The 22,402-nt window shown below is 69.4% G+C and carries 20 protein-coding genes; 13 read left to right on the top strand and 7 right to left on the bottom strand.

Annotated features, from left to right (window positions below; translation table 11 throughout):
- Nucleotides 1–9 precede the first annotated feature (9 nt).
- Nucleotides 10–990 carry a 2-dehydropantoate 2-reductase gene (locus tag LOZ83_RS03405; RefSeq protein ID WP_236788678.1) on the top strand — a complete coding sequence of 327 codons (981 nt, stop codon included), beginning with the start codon at nt 10–12 and terminating at the stop codon, nt 988–990.
- On the top strand, nt 987–2,516 hold the full coding sequence (locus LOZ83_RS03400) for an aldehyde dehydrogenase family protein (protein WP_236788677.1): 1,530 nt from the start codon (nt 987–989) through the stop codon (nt 2,514–2,516). Before LOZ83_RS03405 ends, LOZ83_RS03400 begins: the two co-directional genes overlap by 4 nt.
- Nucleotides 2,517–2,651: 135 nt before the next feature.
- Here the strand turns inward: LOZ83_RS03400 and LOZ83_RS03395 are convergent, their stop codons facing one another.
- On the bottom strand, nt 2,652–3,965 hold the full coding sequence (locus LOZ83_RS03395) for a DUF349 domain-containing protein (protein WP_236788676.1): 1,314 nt from the start codon (nt 3,963–3,965) through the stop codon (nt 2,652–2,654).
- A 211-nt stretch (nt 3,966–4,176) separates the two neighbouring features.
- Here LOZ83_RS03395 and LOZ83_RS03390 point away from each other — a divergent pair, with 211 nt between their 5' ends.
- The 3 genes from LOZ83_RS03390 to dapF are packed head-to-tail and all read left to right on the top strand — an operon-like array spanning nt 4,177 to nt 6,563.
- Nucleotides 4,177–4,842, top strand: coding sequence for a class III extradiol dioxygenase subunit B-like domain-containing protein (locus LOZ83_RS03390; RefSeq protein ID WP_236788674.1), 666 nt, complete (start codon nt 4,177–4,179; stop codon nt 4,840–4,842).
- Entirely contained in the window at nt 4,842–5,732 is an 891-nt protein-coding gene (gene miaA, locus LOZ83_RS03385) for a tRNA (adenosine(37)-N6)-dimethylallyltransferase MiaA (protein ID WP_236789421.1), read from the top strand. The genes LOZ83_RS03390 and miaA overlap by 1 nt, the downstream gene beginning before the upstream one ends.
- A gap of 9 nt (nt 5,733–5,741) precedes the next feature.
- Complete coding sequence (gene dapF, locus LOZ83_RS03380; protein WP_236788673.1) at nt 5,742–6,563, top strand: diaminopimelate epimerase; 822 nt, start codon at nt 5,742–5,744, stop codon at nt 6,561–6,563.
- Here the strand turns inward: dapF and LOZ83_RS03375 are convergent.
- The gene (locus tag LOZ83_RS03375) at nt 6,554–7,795 is read right to left on the bottom strand and encodes an MFS transporter (RefSeq protein ID WP_236788669.1); all 1,242 of its coding nucleotides are present in this window, start codon (nt 7,793–7,795) and stop codon (nt 6,554–6,556) included. The genes dapF and LOZ83_RS03375 overlap by 10 nt on opposite strands.
- Nucleotides 7,796–7,857: 62 nt before the next feature.
- Between LOZ83_RS03375 and LOZ83_RS03370 the strand changes: the two genes are divergently transcribed.
- From LOZ83_RS03370 to LOZ83_RS03360, 3 genes are read left to right on the top strand one after another with little or no spacing between them, the layout of a single operon-like run.
- Nucleotides 7,858–8,361, top strand: a complete 504-nt coding sequence (locus tag LOZ83_RS03370) for a helix-turn-helix domain-containing protein (RefSeq protein WP_236788668.1) — start codon at nt 7,858–7,860, stop codon at nt 8,359–8,361.
- 44 nt (nt 8,362–8,405) lie between these two features.
- Complete coding sequence (gene hflX, locus LOZ83_RS03365) at nt 8,406–9,839, top strand: GTPase HflX (RefSeq protein ID WP_236788667.1); 1,434 nt, start codon at nt 8,406–8,408, stop codon at nt 9,837–9,839.
- 26 nt (nt 9,840–9,865) lie between these two features.
- On the top strand, nt 9,866–10,879 hold the full coding sequence (locus LOZ83_RS03360; protein WP_374202632.1) for a hypothetical protein: 1,014 nt from the start codon (nt 9,866–9,868) through the stop codon (nt 10,877–10,879).
- A 51-nt stretch (nt 10,880–10,930) separates the two neighbouring features.
- Here the strand turns inward: LOZ83_RS03360 and lexA are convergent, their stop codons facing one another.
- Nucleotides 10,931–11,656: a transcriptional repressor LexA gene (lexA, locus tag LOZ83_RS03355; RefSeq protein WP_236788666.1), complete on the bottom strand. Its 726-nt coding sequence runs from the start codon at nt 11,654–11,656 to the stop codon at nt 10,931–10,933.
- 256 nt (nt 11,657–11,912) lie between these two features.
- Between lexA and LOZ83_RS03350 the strand changes: the two genes are divergently transcribed.
- The 4 genes from LOZ83_RS03350 (at nt 11,913) to LOZ83_RS03335 (ending at nt 16,938) form a co-directional block, all read left to right on the top strand.
- Entirely contained in the window at nt 11,913–12,383 is a 471-nt protein-coding gene (locus LOZ83_RS03350; RefSeq protein ID WP_236788665.1) for a LysM peptidoglycan-binding domain-containing protein, read from the top strand.
- A gap of 281 nt (nt 12,384–12,664) precedes the next feature.
- Entirely contained in the window at nt 12,665–13,159 is a 495-nt protein-coding gene (gene nrdR, locus LOZ83_RS03345; RefSeq protein ID WP_236788664.1) for a transcriptional regulator NrdR, read from the top strand.
- Between the two features lie 29 nt (nt 13,160–13,188).
- Nucleotides 13,189–16,017: a vitamin B12-dependent ribonucleotide reductase gene (locus tag LOZ83_RS03340; protein WP_236788660.1), complete on the top strand. Its 2,829-nt coding sequence runs from the start codon at nt 13,189–13,191 to the stop codon at nt 16,015–16,017.
- A 171-nt stretch (nt 16,018–16,188) separates the two neighbouring features.
- Nucleotides 16,189–16,938, top strand: coding sequence for an SDR family oxidoreductase (locus LOZ83_RS03335; protein WP_236788659.1), 750 nt, complete (start codon nt 16,189–16,191; stop codon nt 16,936–16,938).
- Here the strand turns inward: LOZ83_RS03335 and LOZ83_RS03330 are convergent.
- Nucleotides 16,935–18,941, bottom strand: a complete 2,007-nt coding sequence (locus LOZ83_RS03330) for a prolyl oligopeptidase family protein (protein WP_236788658.1) — start codon at nt 18,939–18,941, stop codon at nt 16,935–16,937. The two genes, LOZ83_RS03335 and LOZ83_RS03330, sit on opposite strands and share 4 nt — an antisense overlap.
- A gap of 290 nt (nt 18,942–19,231) precedes the next feature.
- On the opposite strand from LOZ83_RS03330, the gene LOZ83_RS03325 reads away from it, so the two are divergent.
- Nucleotides 19,232–19,660 (top strand): CBS domain-containing protein, encoded by a 429-nt coding sequence (locus LOZ83_RS03325; RefSeq protein ID WP_236788656.1) that lies wholly within the window; start codon nt 19,232–19,234, stop codon nt 19,658–19,660.
- 16 nt (nt 19,661–19,676) lie between these two features.
- Here the strand turns inward: LOZ83_RS03325 and LOZ83_RS03320 are convergent, their stop codons facing one another.
- The 3 genes from LOZ83_RS03320 to LOZ83_RS03310 form a co-directional block, all read right to left on the bottom strand.
- On the bottom strand, nt 19,677–20,546 hold the full coding sequence (locus tag LOZ83_RS03320; protein ID WP_236788654.1) for a hypothetical protein: 870 nt from the start codon (nt 20,544–20,546) through the stop codon (nt 19,677–19,679).
- Between the two features lie 84 nt (nt 20,547–20,630).
- Nucleotides 20,631–21,305 carry a response regulator transcription factor gene (locus LOZ83_RS03315; protein WP_236788652.1) on the bottom strand — a complete coding sequence of 225 codons (675 nt, stop codon included), beginning with the start codon at nt 21,303–21,305 and terminating at the stop codon, nt 20,631–20,633.
- A complete protein-coding gene (locus tag LOZ83_RS03310; RefSeq protein WP_236788650.1) occupies nt 21,275–22,393 on the bottom strand; it encodes a sensor histidine kinase in 1,119 nt (372 codons plus the stop codon). Before LOZ83_RS03310 ends, LOZ83_RS03315 begins: the two co-directional genes overlap by 31 nt.
- Between the last annotated feature and the right edge of the window lie 9 nt (nt 22,394–22,402).

Raw genomic sequence — 22,402 nt, 5'->3', positions numbered from 1 at the left:
GGAGACACCGTGAAAGTCGCTGTTCTCGGTGCCGGTGCCATCGGCGCGTATGTCGGCGCGAGCCTCGACCGCGCGGGAGCCGAGGTGCACCTCATCGCCCGCGGCCCCCATCTCGAAGCCATCCGCGCCGCCGGGGTGCGGGTGCTGAGCGGCCGGGGCGATTTCACCGCCCACCCGCACGCGACCGGCGATCCGGCTGAAGTGGGTCCTGTCGATCATGTTTTCCTTGGCCTCAAAGCGAATTCCTATGCCACCTGCGGTCCGCTGATCGAACCGCTGCTGGGCGAGCGGACGTCCGTCATCGCCGCGCAGAACGGCATCCCGTGGTGGTACTTCCACGGCCTGGCCGGCCCGTATCAGGGGCGCCGCGTCGAGACCGTGGACCCGGGCGGCGCGGTGAGCGCGGTGCTGCCCGTGCGCCGCGCGATCGGCTGCGTGGTCTACGCGGCGACGGAGATCTCCGCGCCGGGCGAGATCCGCCATCTCGAAGGCACCCGGCTGTCGATCGGCGAACCCGACGGCAGCATTTCCGCCCGTTGCCGGGAGTTCTCCGACGCGATGATCGCCGGTGGCCTCAAATGCCCGGTGGAGGCCGATCTTCGGCGCGATATCTGGATCAAGCTGATGGGCAACATCGCGTTCAACCCGATCAGCGCGCTCACCCGCGCCACCATGCTCGGCATCTGCAAGCATTCCGGGACGCGGGCGACGGTCGTGCAGATGATGCGGGAGACCCTCGACGTGGCGGCGCGGCTCGGCGTGCATCCGGACGTGTCGATCGACCGCCGGCTCGCCGGCGCGGAACGCACCGGCGAGCACAAGACATCCACGTTGCAGGACCTCGAAAAGGGCAAGCCCCTGGAGCTCGACGCCATCCTCGCCGCCGTGGTGGAGCTGGCGGATCTGACCGGCGCGCCGGTCCCCACGCTGCGTGTCGTCAACGCGCTGGCCGGACTGCTGAACGAGCAGGTGTCGAAGGAGGCCATGTGATCATCAAGCCTGGTACGGAATGGGAAAGCGTTTACAGCCAGTGCCGTTCCGTCGCGCCGGAGGCCTTCGCCGACGACCGGCTGCTCAACTTCTGGGGCGGGCGCTGGCGGTTGGAGGGCACCCCGACCGAGACCACGTCGCCGATCGACGGCACTGTCCTAACGGGACCACCGCGGCTGGACGCGACGGACGCGCAGCGGGCGGTGCGCGCGAGTCTCAACGAGCACCGCACGTGGTCGTTCGCACCGCTGGCCGAGCGCAAGTCCCGGGTGGCCGCCGCGCTCGACGACCTGGCCGCGCACCGGGAGCTGCTGGCCCTGCTGCTGGTGTGGGAGATCGGCAAGACCTGGAAGTCCGCGCAGGCCGATGTGGACCGTTGCATCGACGGAGTCCGTTGGTACACCGAGGAAATCACGGGCATGCTGGTTGGGCGCGCACCGCTGCCCGGCCCGGTCAGCAACATCGCGAGCTGGAACTATCCGATGAGCGTGCTGATGCACGCGATGCTCGTGCAGGCACTCGCCGGCAACGCCGCGATCGCGAAGGCGCCGACCGACGGGGGTGTGAACTGCCTGACGCTCGCGACGGCTTTGGTTGCCAGACACGGAGTTCCGGTGACATTGGTGAGCGGTGGTGGAGCAGAGCTTTCCGAGGCGCTCGTGCGGTCGCCGATGATCGGCTGTCTGTCCTTTGTGGGCGGTCGCAGTAGCGGCGGCGAGATCGCGGCGAGCCTCGTCGACTCGGGCAAGCGGCACATCCTGGAACAGGAAGGGCTGAACTGCTGGGGTGTCTGGGAGTTCAGCGACTGGCCGGCGTTGACCCGGCAGGTCCGCGGCTCGTTCGAGTACGGCAAGCAACGGTGCACGGCGTACCCGCGTTACGTGGTCCAGCGTGAGCTGTTCGACGAGTTCCTCGCGGCGTACCTGCCCGCCGTGCGGGAGCTGACCTTCGGCCATCCGCTGGCCGTCGAGAACGCCGGGGATCCGTTGCCACAGCTGGACTTCGGCCCGCTGATCAACGACGTGAAGGTGAAGGAGCTGCGCGACACCGTCGACGACGCGATCAGCCGTGGCGGCGTGCCGTTGCATCGCGGTTCGCTCGACGAGGGCCGGTTCCTGCCGGGGCAGGACACCGCCGCGTACCTGGCGCCGGTGTCGATCCTCAGCCCGCCGTCCTCGTCGCCGCTGCACCACGCCGAGCCGTTCGGGCCGGTGGACAGCGTCGTGCTGGCCGACACCGAGGCGGAGCTGCTGGCCGCGATGAACGCCAGCAACGGCTCCCTTGTCGCGTCGCTGGCCTGCGACGACGAAGCCACCGCGCGCCGGCTCGCGGCCGACCTGCAGGCGTTCAAGGTGGGCATCAACCGGCCGCGCTCCCGCGGCGACCGCGGCGAGTACTTCGGTGGGCGCGGCTCCTCCTGGCGCGGCGCCTTCGTCGGCGGGGACCTACTGGTGCACGCGGTCACCGAAGGGAGCGGGCCGGTCTACGGCCACTTCCCGACACACACGCTGTACCCGCCCACCTGACCGCGAGTCCGACACTCACGACGACGAGTCCGACACTCACGACGACGAACTCCACGTTCGCGACGCCGAGTTCGACACTCACGATCCGTCACCCCGTGCCACCGGCCCACCCGGTGACACGGGGTGCGTTCCACGTCAGCGGTCGGCGACGGCGTTCTCCGCGGCGTGCATCCACTCGCGCCACTGCGCGGCCTGCTCGTCGGCCTTCTTCGCGCGGCGCTCGTCCCCCGCGGCGCGGGCCTTCTCCGCCTGCGTCTCGAACTGGTGCACCCGCTCGCGGAACTGGTCCACCCGGGCCTGTGCCTCCGGGTCGGTGCGCCGCCACCGCCTGTCCTCGACCTCGTGGATCCGGTCGGCCACCGTCTTGAGCCGCCCGTCCAGCTCCCGGATGCGCTCGCGCGGCACCTTGCCGATCTCGTCCCACTGCTCCTGGATCCGCCGCAACTGCGCCTTCGCCGCGTCCAGGTTCGACGCCGGGTCGATCTTCTCGGCCTCGGTCAGCAGTTCTTCCTTGCGCGTCGCGTTGACGGCGAACTCCGCGTCCCGCTCGGAGTACACCGCGGACCGCCGCGCGAAGAACTTGTCCTGCGCCGCCCGGAACCGCTGCCACAGCGCGTCGTCGGTCTCCTTCGGCGCCCGCCCGGCGGCCTTCCATTCGGCCATCAGGTCCTTGTACCGCCCCGCGGTCGGACCCCAGTCGGAGGAGTCGACGAGCGATTCGGCCTCTTCGATCAGCTCTTCCTTGCGCGTCTTCGCGGCGGCGCGCTGCTTGTCCAGCTCGGCGAAATGCGAGCCGCGACGGCGGTTGAAGCCCTCACGCGCCTTCGAAAACCGCTTCCACAGCTCGTCGTCGGTCTTGCGGTCGACGCCCTTGACCGTCTTCCACTCGTCGAGGATCGCGCGCAGCCGGTCCCCGGCGACCTTCCATTGCGTGGATTCCGCGGCGATCGTCTCGGCCTCCTCGGCCAGCGCCTGCTTGCGCTCGATCGCGGCCGACCGCGCTTCCTCACGCTCGTGCTTGGCGTTCGCCAGCGCGCCCTCGGCCTGTTCGACGATCCGGTCCAGGCGGGCGGCGAGCGCGGCGAGGTCGCCGACCACGGCGGCGTCGGCCAGGCTGCCGCGCAGCTGCGTCGCGGTCGCCAGCGCGTGCTTCGGGTCGCCGGCACCCGAGCTCAGCCGGGTCGCGAGCAGCTCGACCTCGGTGCGGACGTCGTCGAACCGGCGCGCGTAGTGCAGCAGCCCTTCGTCCGGAGTCCCGGCCTGCCAGACCCCGACCGCGCGCTCGCCCTCCGCGGTCCGCACGTAGACATTGCCCTCGTCGTCCACCCGGCCCCAGCGGGAGGGGTTGGGCTCGGCCGGCGGGACCGGCCGGTTGTCCTGGCTGCCCGGCGCGTGCGGTAACGGCATCTTGTTCGGCGCGGGTACGCCGGGCTGGTTCTCGTCGGCCATCGCAGGCTCCTTATCGCCTGTCGGCCCGCCTGCCGGCGGGCGCCCCACCGGGGTGGGGCCGGGTCGTGCGGGGGAGCGCTTCGATCCCCACGCCGCATTCAAGCAGTTCAGCACGGCTTGCGGTACTCGGTGTGGCGGTCGGAGCGGGTGATTCTACTGCGCCGGGCTGTGGGAACGGCGTGATCGCACCCGCCCGGTAACCTCGATCAGTGTGATCAGGCGTGCCGTCGTGGTGCCACATCCCCCGCTGCTGGTCCCGGGGCTCTCCCCGGGACCTGACCCCGAGCTGGCGACTCTCCGTGAAGCCTGCGTGTCCGCGGCGGGACGGCTGGGCCCAGTGTGGACGGCCATCGGCGCGGACGCGCAGGACCAGGTCATCGGCCCCGACGCGGCCGGCAGCTTCCGCGGCTACGGGGTCGACGAGCAGGTGGCGCTGTCCGCGGGCGGGACGCCGCGCGTCCTCCCGCTGCCTGCCCTCATCGCCGGCTGGCTGCGGGAACAAGCCGGCGCGGAGTCCGTCGAAACACGGCTGGTGGCACGGGGCACGACGGCGGCCGAATGTGCCCGTTTGGGCAGCGAACTGACCGGCGACCTGCTGATCCTCGGCGACGGCTCGAACCGGCACGGCCCGCGTTCCCCGGGCAGCGAGGACGAGCGCGCCCCGGCGTTCGACGACGCGGTCGCCAAGGCGCTGGCGAAGGCCGACACCCAGGCACTGCTGGACATCGACCCAGGACTGGCCGACGAACTCGGCGCCGGCGGCCGGGTGCCGTGGCAGGTGCTGGCCGGCACGGGCGGGAACTGGCACGGCGAACTGCTGTACTCGGCCGCGCCGTTCGGGGTCATGTACCACGTCGCGGTGTGGGAGTTCGAGTGATAGCCGTGGTCGGCCCGACCGCGACCGGCAAGTCGGAACTGGCCGTCACGCTCGCCGAACGCCTCGGCGGCGAGGTCGTCAACGCCGACGCGATGCAGCTGTACCGCGGGATGGACATCGGCACCGCGAAGGTCACCACCCACGAGCGCCGCGGCATACCGCACCATCTGCTCGACGTGCTCGACGTGACCGAGACGGCGTCGGTCGCCGCGTACCAGCGTGACGCGCGGGCCGTCATCGAACGCCTGCTCGCCGAGGGGAAAGTGCCGATCCTCGCGGGCGGTTCGGGCTTGTACGTGCAGGCGGTGCTCGACGACTTGCGCTTCCCGGGCACCGATCCGGCCGTCCGCGCGCGGCTCGAAGCGGAGGCTGCCGAAGCCGGGGCCGCGGCGATGCACGAACGGCTCGCCCGCCTGGATCCCGCGGCGGCGGCGGTGATCCTGCCGTCGAACACGCGGCGGATCGTGCGCGCGCTGGAGGTCATCGAGCTGACCGGGGAGCCGTTCTCCGCGAACATGCCGAAGCCGGGCCCGGCCCGCTACGGCGCGGTGCTCGCGGGAGTCGACCGCGAACCGGCGGAACTCGACGAGCGGGTCGATCTGCGCGTCGAGCGGATGTTCGCGAGCGGCCTCGTCGACGAAGTACGCACGCTCGCCGATCGGGGCCTGCGCGAAGGAAAGACGGCTTCGCGTGCGCTCGGGTACCAGCAAGTGCTGGCGGAACTGGACGGCGCGGGAAATTTTGCCGCCGCCGCGGCCGCGACGAAGCAGTCGACACGTCGATTCGTTCGCAGGCAACGATCCTGGTTTCGCCGGGACTCGAGGATCGTGTGGTTCAACGGAAACGATCACGACGTAGCCGAGCGAGTGCTCTCTGTACAGAGCCAGTAGTCTGAGCGCGTGGCGATCGAGTTTGTCAAAGGGCATGGCACACAGAACGACTTCGTGCTGCTGCCCGACCCGGACGGCCGGCTCGAACTGACGCCGGGCCGGGTCGCCGCGCTGTGCGACCGCCAGCGCGGGCTCGGCGCGGACGGGGTGCTGCGAGTGGTCCGGTCCACTGCGCTCGGCGAGGCCGGCGCGGGCGAGTGGTTCATGGACTACCGCAACGCCGACGGGTCGGTCGCGGAGATGTGCGGCAACGGGATGCGTGTGTTCGCGCGGTATCTGACCGATCGCGGGCTGGCCGAGGGGCCGGAGTTCGTGATCGGCAGCCGCACCGGTGACAAGTCCGTGATCGTGCACCCGGACGGCACGGTCACCGTGCACATGGGTCCGGCCTCGATCACCGGCGCGTCCGTCGCGATCGTCGACGGCCGGAACTTCTCCGGGGTCGCGGTGAACGTGGGCAACCCGCATCTGGTGTCCGTTGTGGACGATGACGTGGCGGAGCTGGACCTGCGCGAAGAACCGCGCTACGACACGGACTTCTTCCCTGAGGGCGTGAACCTCGAGTTCGTGAACCCGCTCGGTGAAGGCGCCCTGCGGATGCGCGTGTACGAGCGCGGCGTGGGCGAGACCCGGTCCTGTGGCACGGGCACGGTGGCCGCGGTCGCCGCCGCGCTGCACCTCGCGGGCACCGACACCGGGGAGTCCACTGTGGACATACCGGGCGGCAGGGTCACGGTGTCGATGAAGCGCGGCGAAGCCATGCTGACCGGTCCCGTGGAGTTCGTGGCGCGTGGCGAGCTGGCCGACGAGTGGTGGGCCGCTCAGGAGTAGGCCGGTTCCTTCGGCACGTCACGCATCTTCCGCAGCGGTGACAACAACAGCACCGCGGCCGGGATCGCCAGCGCGGCGGACCCGACCCACAGCGTGGCCTGCACGCCGAGCCACGCGCCGAGCCCGCCGCCGATGAGCCCGCCGATCGGCATAGCGCCCCACACCAGGAAACGCACCGTCGCGTTCATCCGGCCCAGCAGCCGGTCCGGGCAGATCGCCTGGCGGTAGCTGACCTGCGCGACGTTGTAGACGATCACGCCGAAGCTCATCACCGCGAGCCCGATCGGCACGAGCGCGACGCGCCAGCCGGGCGCGGCGAGCGGCACCAGCAGCTGGAACGGCCAGGTCAGCAGCGGGACGACCCAGATCGCGCGGGCCTGTCCGATGCGTCGCGTCAACCCGCCCGCGAACAGGGCGCCGAGCACGCCGCCGACGCCCATCGTGGTCAGCATCGCGCCGACCGCGGCCGGGCTGAGCCCGAGATCGCGGGTGAGGAACAGGATCAGCATCGCCTGGAAGATCGTGTTCCCCAGGTTCGCCGTGCCCGTGCACAACGTGATGGCGCGCAGCGTCCGGTTGTGGAACACGAACGCCAGCCCCTCGGCGATCTGCGCCCGCAGCGGGATTCCGTGGTGTGGCGCGGGTTCGGGCTCGACAGTCTTGATGCGTAACAGGAAAAGGCCCGACGCGAGATAGCCGAGACCGGTCGCGAGGACCGCGTTGGCCGCACCCGCGAGCTGCGCGAGAGCACCGCCGAGTCCCGGCCCGACGACCTGCGCGACGGACTGGCTCGCCTGCAGCTTGGTGTTGCCTTCGAGGAGATGTTCGCGGCCCACCAGCGAGGGCAGATACGACTGGTAGGACACGTCGAAGAACACGGTGCAGGCGCCCACCAGAAGCGCCACGACGACCAGTTGGGCCAGCGTGAGCACGCCCGTCCACCACGCCAGCGGCACGGTGCACAGCAGCACGGCGCGGGCGAAGTCGGCGCGCAGCATCAGCGGGCGCCGCCGCATCCGGTCCACCCACACCCCGGCGGGCAGCCCGATCAGCAGGAAAGCGGCATTCTCGGCGGCCGTGAGCAGGCCCATCTCGAACGGCGTCGCCGCCAGCACGGTGGCCGCGAGCAGCGGAATCACGGTCTGGCCCACGAAGTTGCCGCCCTGGCTGATCGTGTCGCCGGCCCACAGCTTGCGGAAGTCCGCGTGGAACCACAGGGTGTCGCGCCGCATGGGACCAGCTTGGCGCAAGTGATTGGAAACCGTCAATCACTTCTGCCTCTAAGCTTCCCGAGGTGACACACCCGCGCCGCGAAGCGACCGAGGCCGAGGCCAGCGCGCTCGCCTCCGGAATACGGTTGCGCATCATCCGGTTGACCTATGCGGACGCGTTGACCAACAAGGAACTGGCCGAGCGGCTGGGCCGCGACCCGGCCACCGTGCTGCACCACGTGCGCAAGCTCGTGGACGCGGGTTTCCTTGCTCCCCAGCCGCCGCGCCGCGGCAAGCGAGGAGCGAAAGAGATTCCGTACCTCTCGACCGGGCTCTCCTGGTTTCTCACCGGCGCCGGGCTGCACGAACAGGTCGGCAAGGCGATGCTCGAGGCGTTCCTCGGCGAGATCGCCGAGGTGCCTGCCACCGAGTTGCACCAGACCCGGCTCGTCGTGCAGGTGCCGGAAGAGGACCGGAGCGAGTTCGAGACCCGGCTCCAGGACCTGCTCGAAGAGTTCCGCGGCCGGTCCGGCACGAGCGGTGGCGAACGTACCGCGATCTACGTAGCGACTTACCCGAGCAGGTAAATGCGCTCGGTTTCCCACCCGAATCGTGGGACCATGGAAGGACGATGACAGAACTGACACACACAGACTTCCTCGACGAAGACCCGTCGATCGGCGAGCTGGAGCTGGAGGAACGCGCTTCACTGCGGCGTGTCGCCGGGCTCTCCACCGAGCTGGCGGATGTCACCGAGGTCGAATACCGGCAGCTTCGCCTGGAACGTGTGGTCCTGGTCGGCGTGTGGACCGAAGGCACCGCGGCACAGTCCGAAGCCTCCCTGGCCGAGCTGGCCCGGCTGGCCGAGACGGCCGGTTCGGAGGTGCTGGAAGGTCTCGTGCAGCGCCGCGACAAGCCGGACCCGGCCACCTACATCGGTTCCGGCAAGGTGCGCGAGCTGTCCGATGTCGTCCTCTCCACCGGCGCCGACACGGTGATCTGCGACGGTGAGCTCTCGCCCAGCCAGCTGCGTCAGCTCGAGGCCAAGCTCAAGGTCAAGGTGATCGACCGGACCGCGCTGATCCTGGACATCTTCGCCCAGCACGCCCGCTCCAAGGAGGGCAAGGCGCAGGTCGAGCTGGCCCAGCTGCAGTACCTCATCCCGCGGCTGCGCGGCTGGGGTGAGTCGCTGTCCCGGCAGGCCGGTGGCCGGGCCGGTGGCGCGACCGGCGGCGTCGGCACGCGTGGTCCCGGTGAGACGAAGCTCGAGACCGACCGCCGGCGGATCAACAAGCGGGTGGCCAAGCTGCGCCGCGAGATCGCCGCGATGGACACGATCCGGGACACCAAGCGTGGCCGCCGAGTCGCCAACGAGGTGCCGAGCGTCGCGATCGTCGGCTACACCAACGCCGGCAAGTCGAGCCTGCTCAACGCCATCACCGGCGCGGGCGTGCTGGTCGAGAACGCGCTGTTCGCCACCCTCGACCCGACCACGCGCCGCAGCGAGACGCCGGACGGGCGCACGTACACGCTGACCGACACCGTCGGGTTCGTGCGGCACCTGCCGCACCAGCTGGTCGACGCGTTCCGCTCGACGCTGGACGAAGCCGCTGACGCGGACCTGCTGCTGCATGTGGTGGACGGGTCCGACCCGGCGCCAGAGGAGCAGGTCAACGCGGTGCGCGAGGTGCTCGCGGAGATCAACCAGCGCCGCACCACGCCGCTGCCGCCCGAGCTGATCGTGATCAACAAGGCGGACGCGGCGGACGAGCTGTCCCTCGTGCGGCTGCGGCACGCGCTGCCCGACGCGGTGGTGGTCTCGGCGCGGACCGGCGCGGGTGTGCCGGAGCTGGTCGAGACGATCGCCGCGCGGCTTCCGCGGCCCGAGGTCACCGTCGAGGCGCTGGTGCCGTACACCCACGGCAAGCTGGTCGCACGAGTGCACGCCGACGGCGAGGTCCTCACCGAGGAGCACCTGCCGGACGGCACCCGGTTGTGCGCACGGGTCCGCCCGGACCTGGCTTCCGCGCTGGAGTCGTATGTCGTGAACGGCTCGCCGGCCTGACTCTCGGTAACGTCGGTGCGGTGACATTGCGTTGGGGTGCGCTGTTCGCCGTTTTCTCGTTCGTCTTCGTGCTGTCCGCGGTTCCGGCCGCGGCGGCCGGGGCGCCGGCGACGGTGTGCACGGTGACGGACAAGCGGATCACCGAGCTGTCCGGGCTCGTCAGCGACGGGCAGCGGTGGTACGCGCTCAACGACGGCGGCACGAAGATCCAGGTTTTCGTGCTGGGCCGCGACTGTGCCGTGCAGCGGGTGATCACCAACTCGATGGACCCGTTCGACGTCGAGGATCTGGCGCGGGCATCGGATGGCACGCTCTGGCTTTCCGACACGGGTGACAACGACAAGAAACGCGAAACCGTCGCCCTGGTTTCCCTGACGCCGCAAGGAAAAGCGACGCTGTACCGGCTCACCTACCCCGACGGTCAGCACGATGTGGAAGCGCTGCTGCTCGACCGTCAGGGCACGCCGTATCTCGTGACGAAGACACCCTTCGGTGACTCCGGGATCTACCGCCCGGTGTCGGCGCTGGCAAGCCCTGGCCCGACACCGCTGGCGAAGGTTGGCACGCTGAACTTCAAGTCCACGGACACGCCGGGCGGTCCCATCGCCGGGTTCGGCTCGGTGCTGGTCACGGGCGGGGCTTCGAGCGCGGACGGCAAGGTGCTGGCCCTGCGCACCTACACCGACGCGTACCTGTATCCGGCGCCGGACGGCGACGTGCTGGCAGCGCTCGGGCGCGAGCCGGTGCGCGTGCCGCTGCCGAACGAGCAGCAGGGCGAGGCGCTGGCCTTCGAACCGGACGGGACCCTGCTGTCCGGTGGGGAGGGCACCGGACAGCCGATCCGCGCGGTCAAGGACGCGACCTCGCTCGTCGCCCCGTCGACCGAGGCCGGCACCCCGGCCGCCGCGGGCGGCGAGACGAGCACCGGCTCGGGCTCGTCGGGCCTCAGCGGGGTGCCGGCCCTGGTCCTGGCGGTCGTCATCGCGGGCGGCGGCCTGTTCGTACTGACCAGGCTTCGCCGCCGCTTCGCCCGCAAATAGCCGGGCGAAGCAGCTTCACCACGCCGCCGCACAAGCCATTTCCATCAGTTCCTACAGGCGGCGCAGGACCGCCACCACCTTGCCCAGGATGGTGGCGTCGTCACCGTTGATGGGCTCGTAGGCCGGGTTGTGCGGCATCAGCCAGACGTGCCCGCCCTTGCGTTTGAACGTCTTCACCGTCGCCTCGCCGTCGATCATCGCGGCGACGATCTCACCGTTGTTCGCGGCGGGCTGCTGGCGCACCGCGACCCAGTCGCCGTCGGTGATGGCGGCGTCGATCATCGAGTCACCGGTGACCTTCAGCAGGTACACCTCGCCCTCGCCGATGATGTCCTTCGGCAGCGGGAACACGTCCTCGATGGCCTGTTCGGCGAGCACCGGCCCACCGGCGGCGATCCGGCCGACCACCGGCACGTACGCGGGCTTGGGCATCTCGCTCTCGGTGCGCCCGATCCGCGCCGCGTGCTCGGCCGCGGCGGTCAGCACGCCGACCGCTCGCGGCCGGTTCGCGTCCCGGCGCAGATATCCCTTGCGCTGCAACGTACGCAGCTGGTGCGACACCGACGACGTCGACGTGAGCCCGACGGCCTCGCCGATCTCGCGCACGCTGGGCGGGTAGCCGAAGCGGTCGACCCAGGCCCGGATGACCTCCAGTACCTGCTGCTGCCGCGGGCTGAGTCCCTCCTCGACGTCCTCGGGATCGGGAAGTGGATGAACGTCGCCGAAGCGCCCGCCCGGCCTGCGGGGAATTCCGGCCGTCTCGTCGATGTCTGCCATGGGTGCTGCCTCCCAGCCGCGTTGCTCAGTTGGTGTCTGCCGGGCCGCGCACCGTGAGCGACCGGCGCCTGTCGCCTTGTCCTGGTCACCCACGGTAGTCCACCGGACCCGGAACATCAAACAACTGTTCGAGCGACACGCCGGGGGTCTCTCGATTTTGTCGGACCCTGGTGGTACACATTCGCGCAGAGGTTCGATAGAACTAGTGTTCGACCTGACGGCCCCTCACGCCAGGTCAGAGACCAGGAGGTTCGCGATGTCGGTACTACTGGACCGCGGCCCGGCCACCGGGCAGCTCACTGAAAACGGGACGAGGCCGAGGCTGCCGGTTCGTCCGCGGCGGCACGGAGAACCGCGCCGTCCACCCACTCGGGCGCGTGTTGTCGCCGGCCGCGGCCGGTCCACCGTGCCGGACTGCGCGCCACGGCGCGTGATGCCGCGGTGGCCGTGGCTCGCCGCGACGGCGCTCGCGGTAGGGCTCGTCGTCACCGGTCTGGGTGTTTTCGCCGAAGGGGTGTCGGGCGGCGTTCCCGACCACACCGCGACGGTCACGGTCGGCGCCGGGCAGAGCCTGTGGGACATGGCCCGCGAGTACGCGCCGAGCGCGGATACCGACGCTGTTGTGGCCCGTATCAAGCAACTCAACGGTCTCGGTGACGCCACGCTCGTGCCTGGGCTGCCGCTGACCGTCCCCGTGGATGCGCGACCGCTCGGCGACGGCCGGTGACCTTCTGACGAGAAGTGCCCCAGCACACGCGCGTCACCCGGCCGGGTCGCTTGCGCCGCGTCGAGGTGCGTTCTAAGGTCGACCGCTATATCTAGTAGTTACATGGCTGTAGTTGGTCCACAAGTTGGGGTAGACTGAAGTACGAGTTGTCCACAGCTGGACGGTGTTCACCCACCGGATATCCACAAGTTGATCACCAGGTCACACCAGAGCCGGGTCGTTGCGTGGCGGCCGGCGGGGCGGGTATCCGAGGGAAGAGACGTGAAGGGAAGTGATCGGTCGTGCGGTGTCCGTTCTGTCGTCATGCCGACTCCCGGGTCGTCGACTCCCGTGAGGTGGACGAAGGGCAGGCGATCCGCCGCCGCAGGTCGTGTTCGGCATGCGGTCGCCGGTTCACCACCTCGGAGACGATGGTGCTCGCCGTCGTCAAGCGGTCCGGGGTGACCGAGCAGTTCAGCAGGGACAAGGTGGTCCGGGGCGTGCGCCGGGCCTGCCAGGGCAGGCCGGTCGACGACGACGCCCTGCAGCAACTCGCACAGCGGGTCGAGGAATCGATCCGTTCGGCTGGTGTCGCGGAGATCCCGAGCCACGAGGTTGGCCTTGCCATCCTCGGGCCGCTGCGGGAGCTCGACGAGGTCGCGTACCTGCGCTTCGCCAGCGTCTACCGCTCTTTCTCCTCGGTGGAGGACTTCGAGAAGGAGATCTCGGACCTACGAGCGGCCATGGCGGAATCGGCAGCGCCGCAGGACGGCGACAGAAGCGTGGACGGCGAGTGAGACTCGTCGGCGGGAGAGGGATCAAGTCGATGACGGACGTGGCGACAGGCAACAAGGGCGCGAAGAGGGGCAAGCGCGGGCTCACCGTCGAGCGCGTGTTCACCACCGAGGGCGTGCACCCCTACGACGAGGTGGACTGGGAACAGCGCGATGTGGTGATGACCAACTGGCGGGACGGCTCGATCAACTTCGAGCAGCGTGGCGTCGAGTTCCCCGGGTTCTGGTCGGTCAACGCGACCAACATCGTCACCAGCAAGTACTTCCGCGGTGCGGTCGGTAGCCCGCAGCGCGAGCGGAGCCTCAAGCAGCTCATCGACCGGGTCGTGCGGTCCTACGTGAAGTCCGGCACCGAGAACGGCTACTTCGCCGGCCCGGCGGACGCCGAGGTCTTCGAGCACGAGCTGACCTGGATGCTGCTGCACCAGGTGTTCAGCTTCAACTCCCCGGTCTGGTTCAACGTCGGTACCGCCTCGCCGCAGCAGGTCAGCGCCTGCTTCATCCTCGCGGTCGACGACAACATGGACTCGATCCTCAACTGGTACAAGGAAGAGGGCCTGATCTTCAAGGGCGGCTCGGGCGCCGGCCTGAACCTGTCCCGCATCCGGTCCTCGAAGGAACTGCTCTCCTCGGGCGGCACCGCTTCGGGCCCGGTCTCGTTCATGCGCGGCGCCGACGCGTCCGCGGGCACCATCAAGTCCGGCGGGGCCACCCGCCGCGCGGCGAAGATGGTCGTGCTCGACGTCGACCACCCCGACATCGAGGAGTTCATCGCCACCAAGGCGCGCGAGGAAGAGAAGATCAAGGTCCTGCGCGACGCCGGGTTCGACATGGACCTCTCCGGTGCCGACATCCACTCGGTGCAGTACCAGAACGCCAACAACTCGGTCCGCGTGAACGACGAGTTCATGCACGCCGTCGAGTCGAAGGGCGAGTTCGGCCTGCGGGCGCGCCTGACCGGCGAGGTCATCGAGACCACCGACGCGAAGAAGCTCTTCCGCTCGATGGCCCAGGCCGCCTGGGAGTGCGCGGACCCGGGCATCCAGTACGACAGCACGATCAACGACTGGCACACCTGCCCCGAGTCGGGCCGGATCACCGCGTCCAACCCGTGCAGCGAGTACATGCACCTGGACAACTCCAGCTGCAACCTCGCCTCGCTGAACCTGCTGAAGTTCCTCAAGAGCGACGGCACGTTCGACGCGCGGCTGTTCGTCAAGGCCGTCGAGTTCATCATCACCGCGATGGACATCTCGATCTGCTTCGCGGACTTCCCGACCGAGGCGATCGGTGACACCACCCGCAAGTTCCGCCAGCTGGGCATCGGGTACGCCAACCTGGGCGCGCTGCTGATGGCCACCGGCCACACGTACGACTCGGACGGCGGCCGTGCGCTGGCCGCCGCGATCACGTCGCTGATGACCGGTGTCTCCTACCGCCGCTCGGCCGAGCTGGCCGGCGCCGTCGGTGCGTACGAGGGCTACGCCCGCAACGCCGAGGCGCACCAGCGCGTCATGCGCAAGCACGCCGCGGCGAACGACGCCATCCGGACGATGCACTCGAACGACGTCGCCGTGCGGGAGCTGGCGACCGGGGAGTGGCAGCGCGGCATCGAGATCGGCGGCCGCAACGGCTGGCGCAACGCGCAGGCCAGCGTGCTCGCCCCCACCGGCACCATCGGCTTCATGATGGACTGCGACACGACCGGGATCGAGCCGGACTTCTCGCTGGTCAAGTTCAAGAAGCTGGTCGGCGGCGGTTCGATGCAGATCGTCAACCAGACGGTGCCGCGCGCGCTCGACGCGCTGGGCTACCAGAAGGAGCAGGTCGAGGCGATCGTCGAGTACATCGCCCAGCACGGCCACGTCGTGGACGCGCCCGGCCTGCGGCCGGAGCACTACGAGGTGTTCGACTGCGCGGTCGGCGAGCGTTCGATCAAGCCGATGGGGCACGTCCGGATGATGGCCGCGGTGCAGCCGTTCATCTCGGGCGCGATCTCGAAGACGGTGAACATGCCGGAGTCGGCGACCGTCGAGGACGTCGAGGAGATCTACTTCCAGGGCTGGAAGCTGGGCCTGAAGGCGCTCGCGATCTACCGCGACAACTGCAAGGTCGGGCAGCCGCTGTCGTCGGGGAAGAGGTCCGAGGCCAAGGCCGAGACGCCGGAGCCGGCGAAGGTCGTCGAGTACAAGCCGGTCCGCAAGCGCCTGCCGAAGAAGCGCCCGAGCCAGACGCTGTCGTTCACCGTCGGTGGCGCGGAGGGCTACCTGCACGCGGGCTCGTACCCGGACGACGGTCTCGGCGAGATCTTCGTCAAGCTGGGTAAGCAGGGCTCGACCCTGGCCGGTGTGATGGACGCGTTCTCGATGTCGATCTCGGTGGGGCTCCAGTACGGGATCCCGCTGGAGTTCTACGTCTCGAAGTTCTCGAACCTGCGCTTCGAGCCGGCCGGGATGACCGACGACCCGGACATCCGGATCGCGACGAGCGTGCTGGACTACCTGTTCCGCCGGCTGGCGCTGGACTACCTGCCGTACGAAAAGCGGTCGCAGCTGGGCATCTTCACCGCCGAGGAGCGCACCAAGCAGGTCGAGGCCGACTACGGCAGCTCGCCCGCGCCGGAGCCGGAGAGCGTGGACCTGGAGGAGCTGCGCAGCACGGTCGAATCGCGGCGGGCCACCGAGACGCACTCGCACCGCCCGCCCGAAACCGAGACGGCGCACAGCACGGCCGAACTGATGGACCTGCACCTCGGCAAGGCCAACGACGCCCCGCTGTGCATGACCTGCGGCACCAAGATGCGCCCCGCGGGCTCCTGCTACGCCTGCGAAGGCTGCGGCGCCACGTCCGGCTGCAGCTGACTCTGAGTTGATTCGAGTGGGGAGCCGACGATCGGTCGGCTCCCCACTTTTCTGTTTGGCCGCAAAGACCGCGCTGAAGGTCGGACCATGTTCGCGATACCCCTGTCACCTTCCGGGTCGCTGTTTCGTCTCGTGTGCGGGAGTCTGGAATCCCGTGACGAAGGAGGAATCGTGAGCGAGACGATTCTGGTCACCGGCGGCACCGGCGCGCTCGGTCGTGTCGTGGCGAAGCGGTTGCTGGGCGACGGGCGCGAGATCCGCGTGCTCAGCCGGAAGCCCGCCCCCGTGGGCACGCCGTATGCCTGGCGCACGGGCGATCTCAAGACTGGCGCCGGAATCGCCGAGGCGACCGAGGGCGCCGACACGATCGTGCATTGTGCGACGGGCGCGAGCGGCGGGGGAGACGCCGCCACCACGCGCAGGCTGATCGAGGCCACCCGCGGCGCGCACCTGGTGTACATCTCGATCGTCGGCATCGAGAAGATCCCGTTCCTGTACTACAACGCGAAGCTCGCGACCGAGCGGCTCATCCAGGAGTCCGGCCTGCCGTGGACGATCCTGCGCGCCACCCAGTTCCACGACCTGGTCGCCGGGCTCACCAAGGCCCAGCTGCGCCTGCCGGTCACTTTCACACTCAAGGGCCGGTTCCAGCCGGTCGACGTCCGTGAGGTCGCCGACCGGCTGGTCGAACTCGCGCTGGGACAGCCTTCGGGCCGCGTGCCGGACATGGGCGGCCCGGAGGTTCGCGATTCCACCGATCTCGCCCGGACCTATCTCGCCGCGGTCGGCCGCGACAAGCCCGTCGTGGCGATCTCCTTACCCGGCAAGGCGGCCCGGGCCTTCCGCGCCGGCGCGAACCTCACGCCGGAGCACGCCGACGGGAAGGTCACCTTCGAGCAGTACCTCGCCGAGCGCCATTAGTACTTGAGCTGCGACCACAGGAACTCGAACAGCAGCGCCCACTTCCGCGCCAGCTGCTCGTTGTCCGCCGCGGCCCCGTGCCCGCCCTCGATGTTCTCGTGGTAGCGCACGCCGTACCCCTGCTCGCGCATCTTCGCGACCATCTTCCGCGCGTGCCCAGGATGCACCCGATCGTCCCTTGTGGACGTCATGAACAGCGTCGGCGGGTAGTCGCGTCCACTGTGGACGTTCTGGTACGGCGAGTACTCGCCGATGTACTCCCACTGCGCCGGATCGTCCGGGTCGCCGTACTCGGCCATCCAGGACGCGCCGGCGAGCAGCAGGTGGTAGCGGCGCATGTCCAGCAGCGGCACCTGGCACACGATCGCGCCGAACAGCTCCGGGTACCGGGTCAGCATGACGCCCATCAGCAGGCCGCCGTTGCTGCCGCCGTGCGTGCCCAGCTTCTCGCGCGTCGTGATGCCGCGGTCGACGAGATCCCGTGCCACAGCGGCGAAATCCTCGTACACCAGGTGCCGGTTCTCCTTCATTGCCGTGGTGTGCCAGGAAGGCCCGTACTCGCCGCCGCCGCGGATGTTCGCGAGCACGTACGTCCCGCCGCGCGCGAGCCAGCCGCGACCGAGCACCCCGCTGTAGTCCGGCAGCCGTGAAACCTCGAATCCGCCGTAGCCGGTCAGCATGGTCGGGCCGCCGGCCGCCTTCGGCCGCACCACGAAATACGGGATCGCGGTGCCGTCCAGCGAGGTCGCGAAGTACTGGTCGACCGTCATGCCTTCGGCGTCGAAGCGCTCGGGGGACTGCTTGAGGACTTCGACCGCACCGCCGACGTGCCCGTACTTCAGTGTCGGCGGCTCGGTGAAACCACTGGTGCTCAACAGGTACTCGTCGGATTCGTCCGGATCGGTGTCCAGGATCTGGGCGATACCGAGCTCGGGCCCGGCGGGCATCGGCTCGCGGCGCCAGCCCTCGGCCGGCGTCAGCACGTGCAGTTCGGTGCGCACGTCGGACAGTGTCGTGAGCAGCAGGTGGTGCCGCGTCCAGTCGTAGTCCAAGAGCGAAGTTCGCGCGTCGGGCTCGAACAGCACGGTCAGCTCACGCGAGCCGGCGAGATAGTCGTCGAAGCGAGCGGCGAGCAGCGTGCCCGCGTCGTAGTCGCGTTCGCTGACCGTCCACGGCGACCGGGTACGGATCAGCAGCCATTCGCGATGCACGCTCGTTTGAGCGTCCTCGGGTACGTCGAGGTGCACCAGACCGTCCTGGGTGCGCAGGTATTTTTCGACTCGGTAGAAATCCGGTGAACTACCGACGAAATCGCGTTCGAAGCCCGGCGTCGAATCGTGGAAGCCAAATGCCGTAACGTGCTCCGGCTTCCCTTCGTAGACCATCGTGGCCTTCGCGAGCGGCGTCCCGCGGCGCCATTCCTTGATCACCCGCGGATATCCCGACGTGGTCAGTGAACCCTCGCCGAAATCGGTGCCGACATAGATCAGGTTCTCGTTGATCCAGCCGACCCGGCTTTTGGCTTCGGGCAACCGGAATCCGTCCTCGACGAACTCGCGCTGATCGAGATCGAACTCGCGGACGACCGTCGCATCCGCGCCGCCGCGCGAAAGCTCGATCAGGCCGCGCCGGTAACCGGGCCGCAGGACGCTCGCACCCTGCCACACCCAGTTCTCGCCTTCAGCTTCGGCGAGCGCGTCGACGTCGAGCAGCACGTCCCAGTTCGGACGGTCCTCGCGATACGACTCCAGTGTGGTGCGGCGCCACAACCCGCGCGGATTTTTCGCGTCCTGCCAGAAGTTGTAGAAGTACTCGCCGCGTCTCCGGATGTAGGCAATCCGGTCATCGGCGTCGAGTACCTGACGGATCTCGGTATGGAACCGCTCGAACGATTCACTGCCGGTCATTTCCTCGAGGGTCTCGGCATTGCGGAGGCGCACCCAGTCGAGTGCCGCCTCCCCGGTCACGTCCTCGAGCCAGAGAAACGGGTCTTCTTCAGCCATGCCGACCAGTCTGCCAGGTGGAGACCATTTCCAGTGCCGGTTCGATTACCGCCGTATGGCTGGGAAAACCGTATCGCCCGAATGTGCCGCGAACGCTGCGCGACGGGCGTTCGCCGCTTCTTCCCAACGTGTCACCCGGTCGGTCCAACGGCTTGTGACACCGAACGCGTTCCCGGCAAACCCCGCTCGCGCACCGGTGCGCCGTGGCGCTTCGCCCGGATCGTGGCTTTCGTGATCGCCCGGCGGGCCTTAACCTGTTGTGAACCAGGTCACTACCCCGGAGGTGCCCGATGAGGATCGCGGACGTCTTGCGTAACAAGGGCACCTCGGTGGCCACGGTCGCTCCGGCGACCACGGTCAGAGAGTTGCTGGCCGGGCTCGCCGAGCACAATATCGGCGCGATGCCGGTCATCGGCCCCGACGGGGTCGCGGGCATCGTGTCGGAGCGCGATGTCGTGCGCAAGCTGCACGAGCGTGGTGAAGGGCTGCTGGACCGGCCGGTCTCGGAGATCATGACGACGGTCGTCGCGACGTGCACGCCGCAGGATTCGGTGGACGATCTGAGCGTGCTGATGACCGAACGCCGCGTCCGGCACATCCCGGTGCTCGACGGCGGCCGGCTCGTGGGCATCGTCAGCATCGGCGACGTCGTGAAGACCCGGATCGAGGAGCTCGAGACGAGTCACGAGCAACTCCAGGCGTACATCGCGCACGGCTGATCCCGCCGCCTGGCCGCTAGTTTTCCTTACGTGACAACGGTTGTTCGGTGAGTGCCGGTGCCACGGCGGCGATTCCCGCGGTCACCGCGGCCCGGCCTTGCACGTACGAAGTGCTCAGCGGAAGCTCGGCGAGCAGCACCACGACGTAGCGCGAGCCGACCAGTCCGCTCGTGTTGAGCACGACCGCGCGCTGAATTTCCATCCAGCCCTGCTTGATCGCCCACTTCTCGCCGGGCAGCCCGTCGGGAATGCCGAAGTACTGTGCGAACCCGTCGGCGGCAGGGTTCGTCGCGGCCGCCATGGCGCCGAGAATCAAGTCTCGCGCGGCTAAGGGCACCTGGGTGGTGAGGTATCGATAGAGGGTCACGATGTCACTCGCGGTGGTGCTCGTCATCTCCCACTGGTCACTGATCGCGGGTGGCCTCGTGTGCTGAAGGCCGGCGATCTTGGCCATCCGGGTGACGATCGCCGAGCGGCCGCCGGAGTTCCAGAGGGACTCGGCGATGCCGTCGTGGCTGGCCGCGATCATGGCGGTGAGATCGGCACGCAGCGGTTCCGCCGGGACGTGCCAGTCGCCGGTGGACAGGACGTCGAGGGCGATGAGCAGCTTCACCAAGGATGCCGTGTAGAACGGCTCATCCGCGTCGAGGGCCGCGATCGTCCGGCCGGCCCGCGTGTCGAACAAGGCGAAGCCGAGGTCGGTGTGCGGCACGACGTCGTTGACCGCGTCGCTCACGGCACGGGGCAAGCCGCTCGCGTCGAACGTCGGCGTGGTTTCCGCCGCGGTGGTGGTCGGGACCGGCTCGACCGCGACGGCCGGTGGCGGGGTGTCGGTGAGACTGCCCGATCCGGCGACGAGGACGGCGATCAGCACCGCCGTGGTCACGAGAGGTAGTCCGAGGTGCCAGCGCACCACTCCAGTAGGCGCGAGGCGGATTGCCCGATCGGGTCGGTGACCGTAACGCTTCAGTTAATGCTGCACGAGCCCGGTCCGGTAGGCGAACGCGACTGCCTGCGCGCGATCGCGCAGGCCCGCTTTCGCGAAGAGGTGATTGACGTGCGTCTTGACCGTCGCCTCGGTGATGACGAGCGTGCGGGCGATTTCCGTGTTGGACAGCCCGGCCGCGATCAGCCGGAGCACTTCGATCTCTCGCGCGGTCAGTCCCTCGGCCTCGTGCGTGCGCGGCACTTGGGCCCGGCTCGCGGCTTCGACGAGCCGTCGCTGCAGTTCGGAGTCCACTGTGGACATCCCGCTCGCGGCCGAGCGGAGCGCCCGCACGATCGACTCGGCGTCGGCGTCCTTGGTCAGGTAACCTCGCGCGCCGGCGCGCAACGCGGACAGCAGGGAGTCGTCGTCGGCGTAGGTGGTCAGGACCACCACCTCGGTGCCGGGGTGCTCGGCGCGCACGCGTGCCGTCGCCGCGACCCCGTCGCAGCGCGGCATCCGTAGGTCCACCAGCAGCACATCGGGTTTGTGCGCGGCGACCAGTGCGACCGCCTCGACCCCGTCCGCGGCGGCGCCCACCACCTCGACCTCGGGCAGCAGCCCCAATAAGGTCATCAGGCCTTCGCGGACGACGGCCTGATCATCGGCGAGGACCACGCGTAGCGGCTTCACGCCGGCACCGTCAGCTGTACCCGCCATCCGTCCTCCACTGGCCCCGCAGCGAGCCGCCCGCCGAGCAGCTCGGCGCGTTCGCGCATCCCCCGCAAACCGTAGCCCGCGCTCGCGCCCGGCGTGGGACGCCTGCCCTGATGATCGAGGACGACCACTTCGACCTCCCTGGCCGAGTAGACCAGTTCGACCTGCACGCGAGCGCCGGGCGCGTGCTTGCGGGTGTTGGAAAGCGCTTCCTGCACGGTCCGCAGCAACGTGGTGCCGGTGGCCGGGTCGAGCGCGCGGGGCTCGCCGCGCACGGTCAGTTCCGCGTGCACGCCGGTGTCGAGCCGATAGCCCGCGAGCAGGTCCTCGACAGCGCGTTCCACCGGCACCGGATCCTCGCGCAGCGTCGCGACAGCCTGGCGTGCCTCGGCGAGCCCGTCCACGGCCAGCTTCTGGGCGCGCTCGAGCTGCGCGACAACGTCGGGGTTCGCGCCGTCGCGGACCAGCATCAGGCGCGCGCCCTGCAGGTTCAGCGCGAGCCCGGAGAGGGAGTGGGCGAGCACGTCGTGCAGTTCCCGCGCGATCCGCGCCCGTTCGGCGAGCGCGGCGGCGAGCGCGTGCTCCTCGGTGGCCGTGCGGGCGCGGGCGAGCGCGAGCTCGGTCTGCTCGATCCGCGCCATCCGGGCCCGCCGGTTCAGCCCGAGCAGGGTCGTGACGGCGACCAGCGATACGTCCAGCAATGCGTTGCGCAGGCTCACGTCGTAGCGCAGGAACAGGGCCGCGATCGTGGCGGCTACGACGGCACCGATCGCGATCGCCGCTCGCAGCGACACGAAGCGCGCCGTGAGGAAGATCGTCGAGAACACGATCACCGAGATGAGGCTTTCCGGGCGCAGCACCCACAGTGCGCCGCTGGCGGCCGCCAGGACGAACAGGCCGGTGGGCAAGAGCCAGGCGGGCCGGAGCGGCAGCCACAGTATCGGCACCGACGCGACCAGCGCCACGACGGCGATCGGCCAGGTCCACACCGTGTACCGGGGGATCATGCTCACCAGCGGGATGAACACGAGCAGCCAGCGCAGCGAGTCCAGCCCCAGCGAGAACCGTTCCCGCCTGATGCCGAAGGTCATGCCGTTCAG

Source organism: Amycolatopsis sp. GM8 (assembly GCF_021653975.1).
In the GTDB taxonomy this organism is placed as follows: Bacteria; Actinomycetota; Actinomycetes; order Mycobacteriales; family Pseudonocardiaceae; genus Amycolatopsis_E.
The sequence above is the reverse complement of the archived record's forward strand: the minus strand, read 5'-3'. Positions and strand labels throughout refer to the sequence as shown.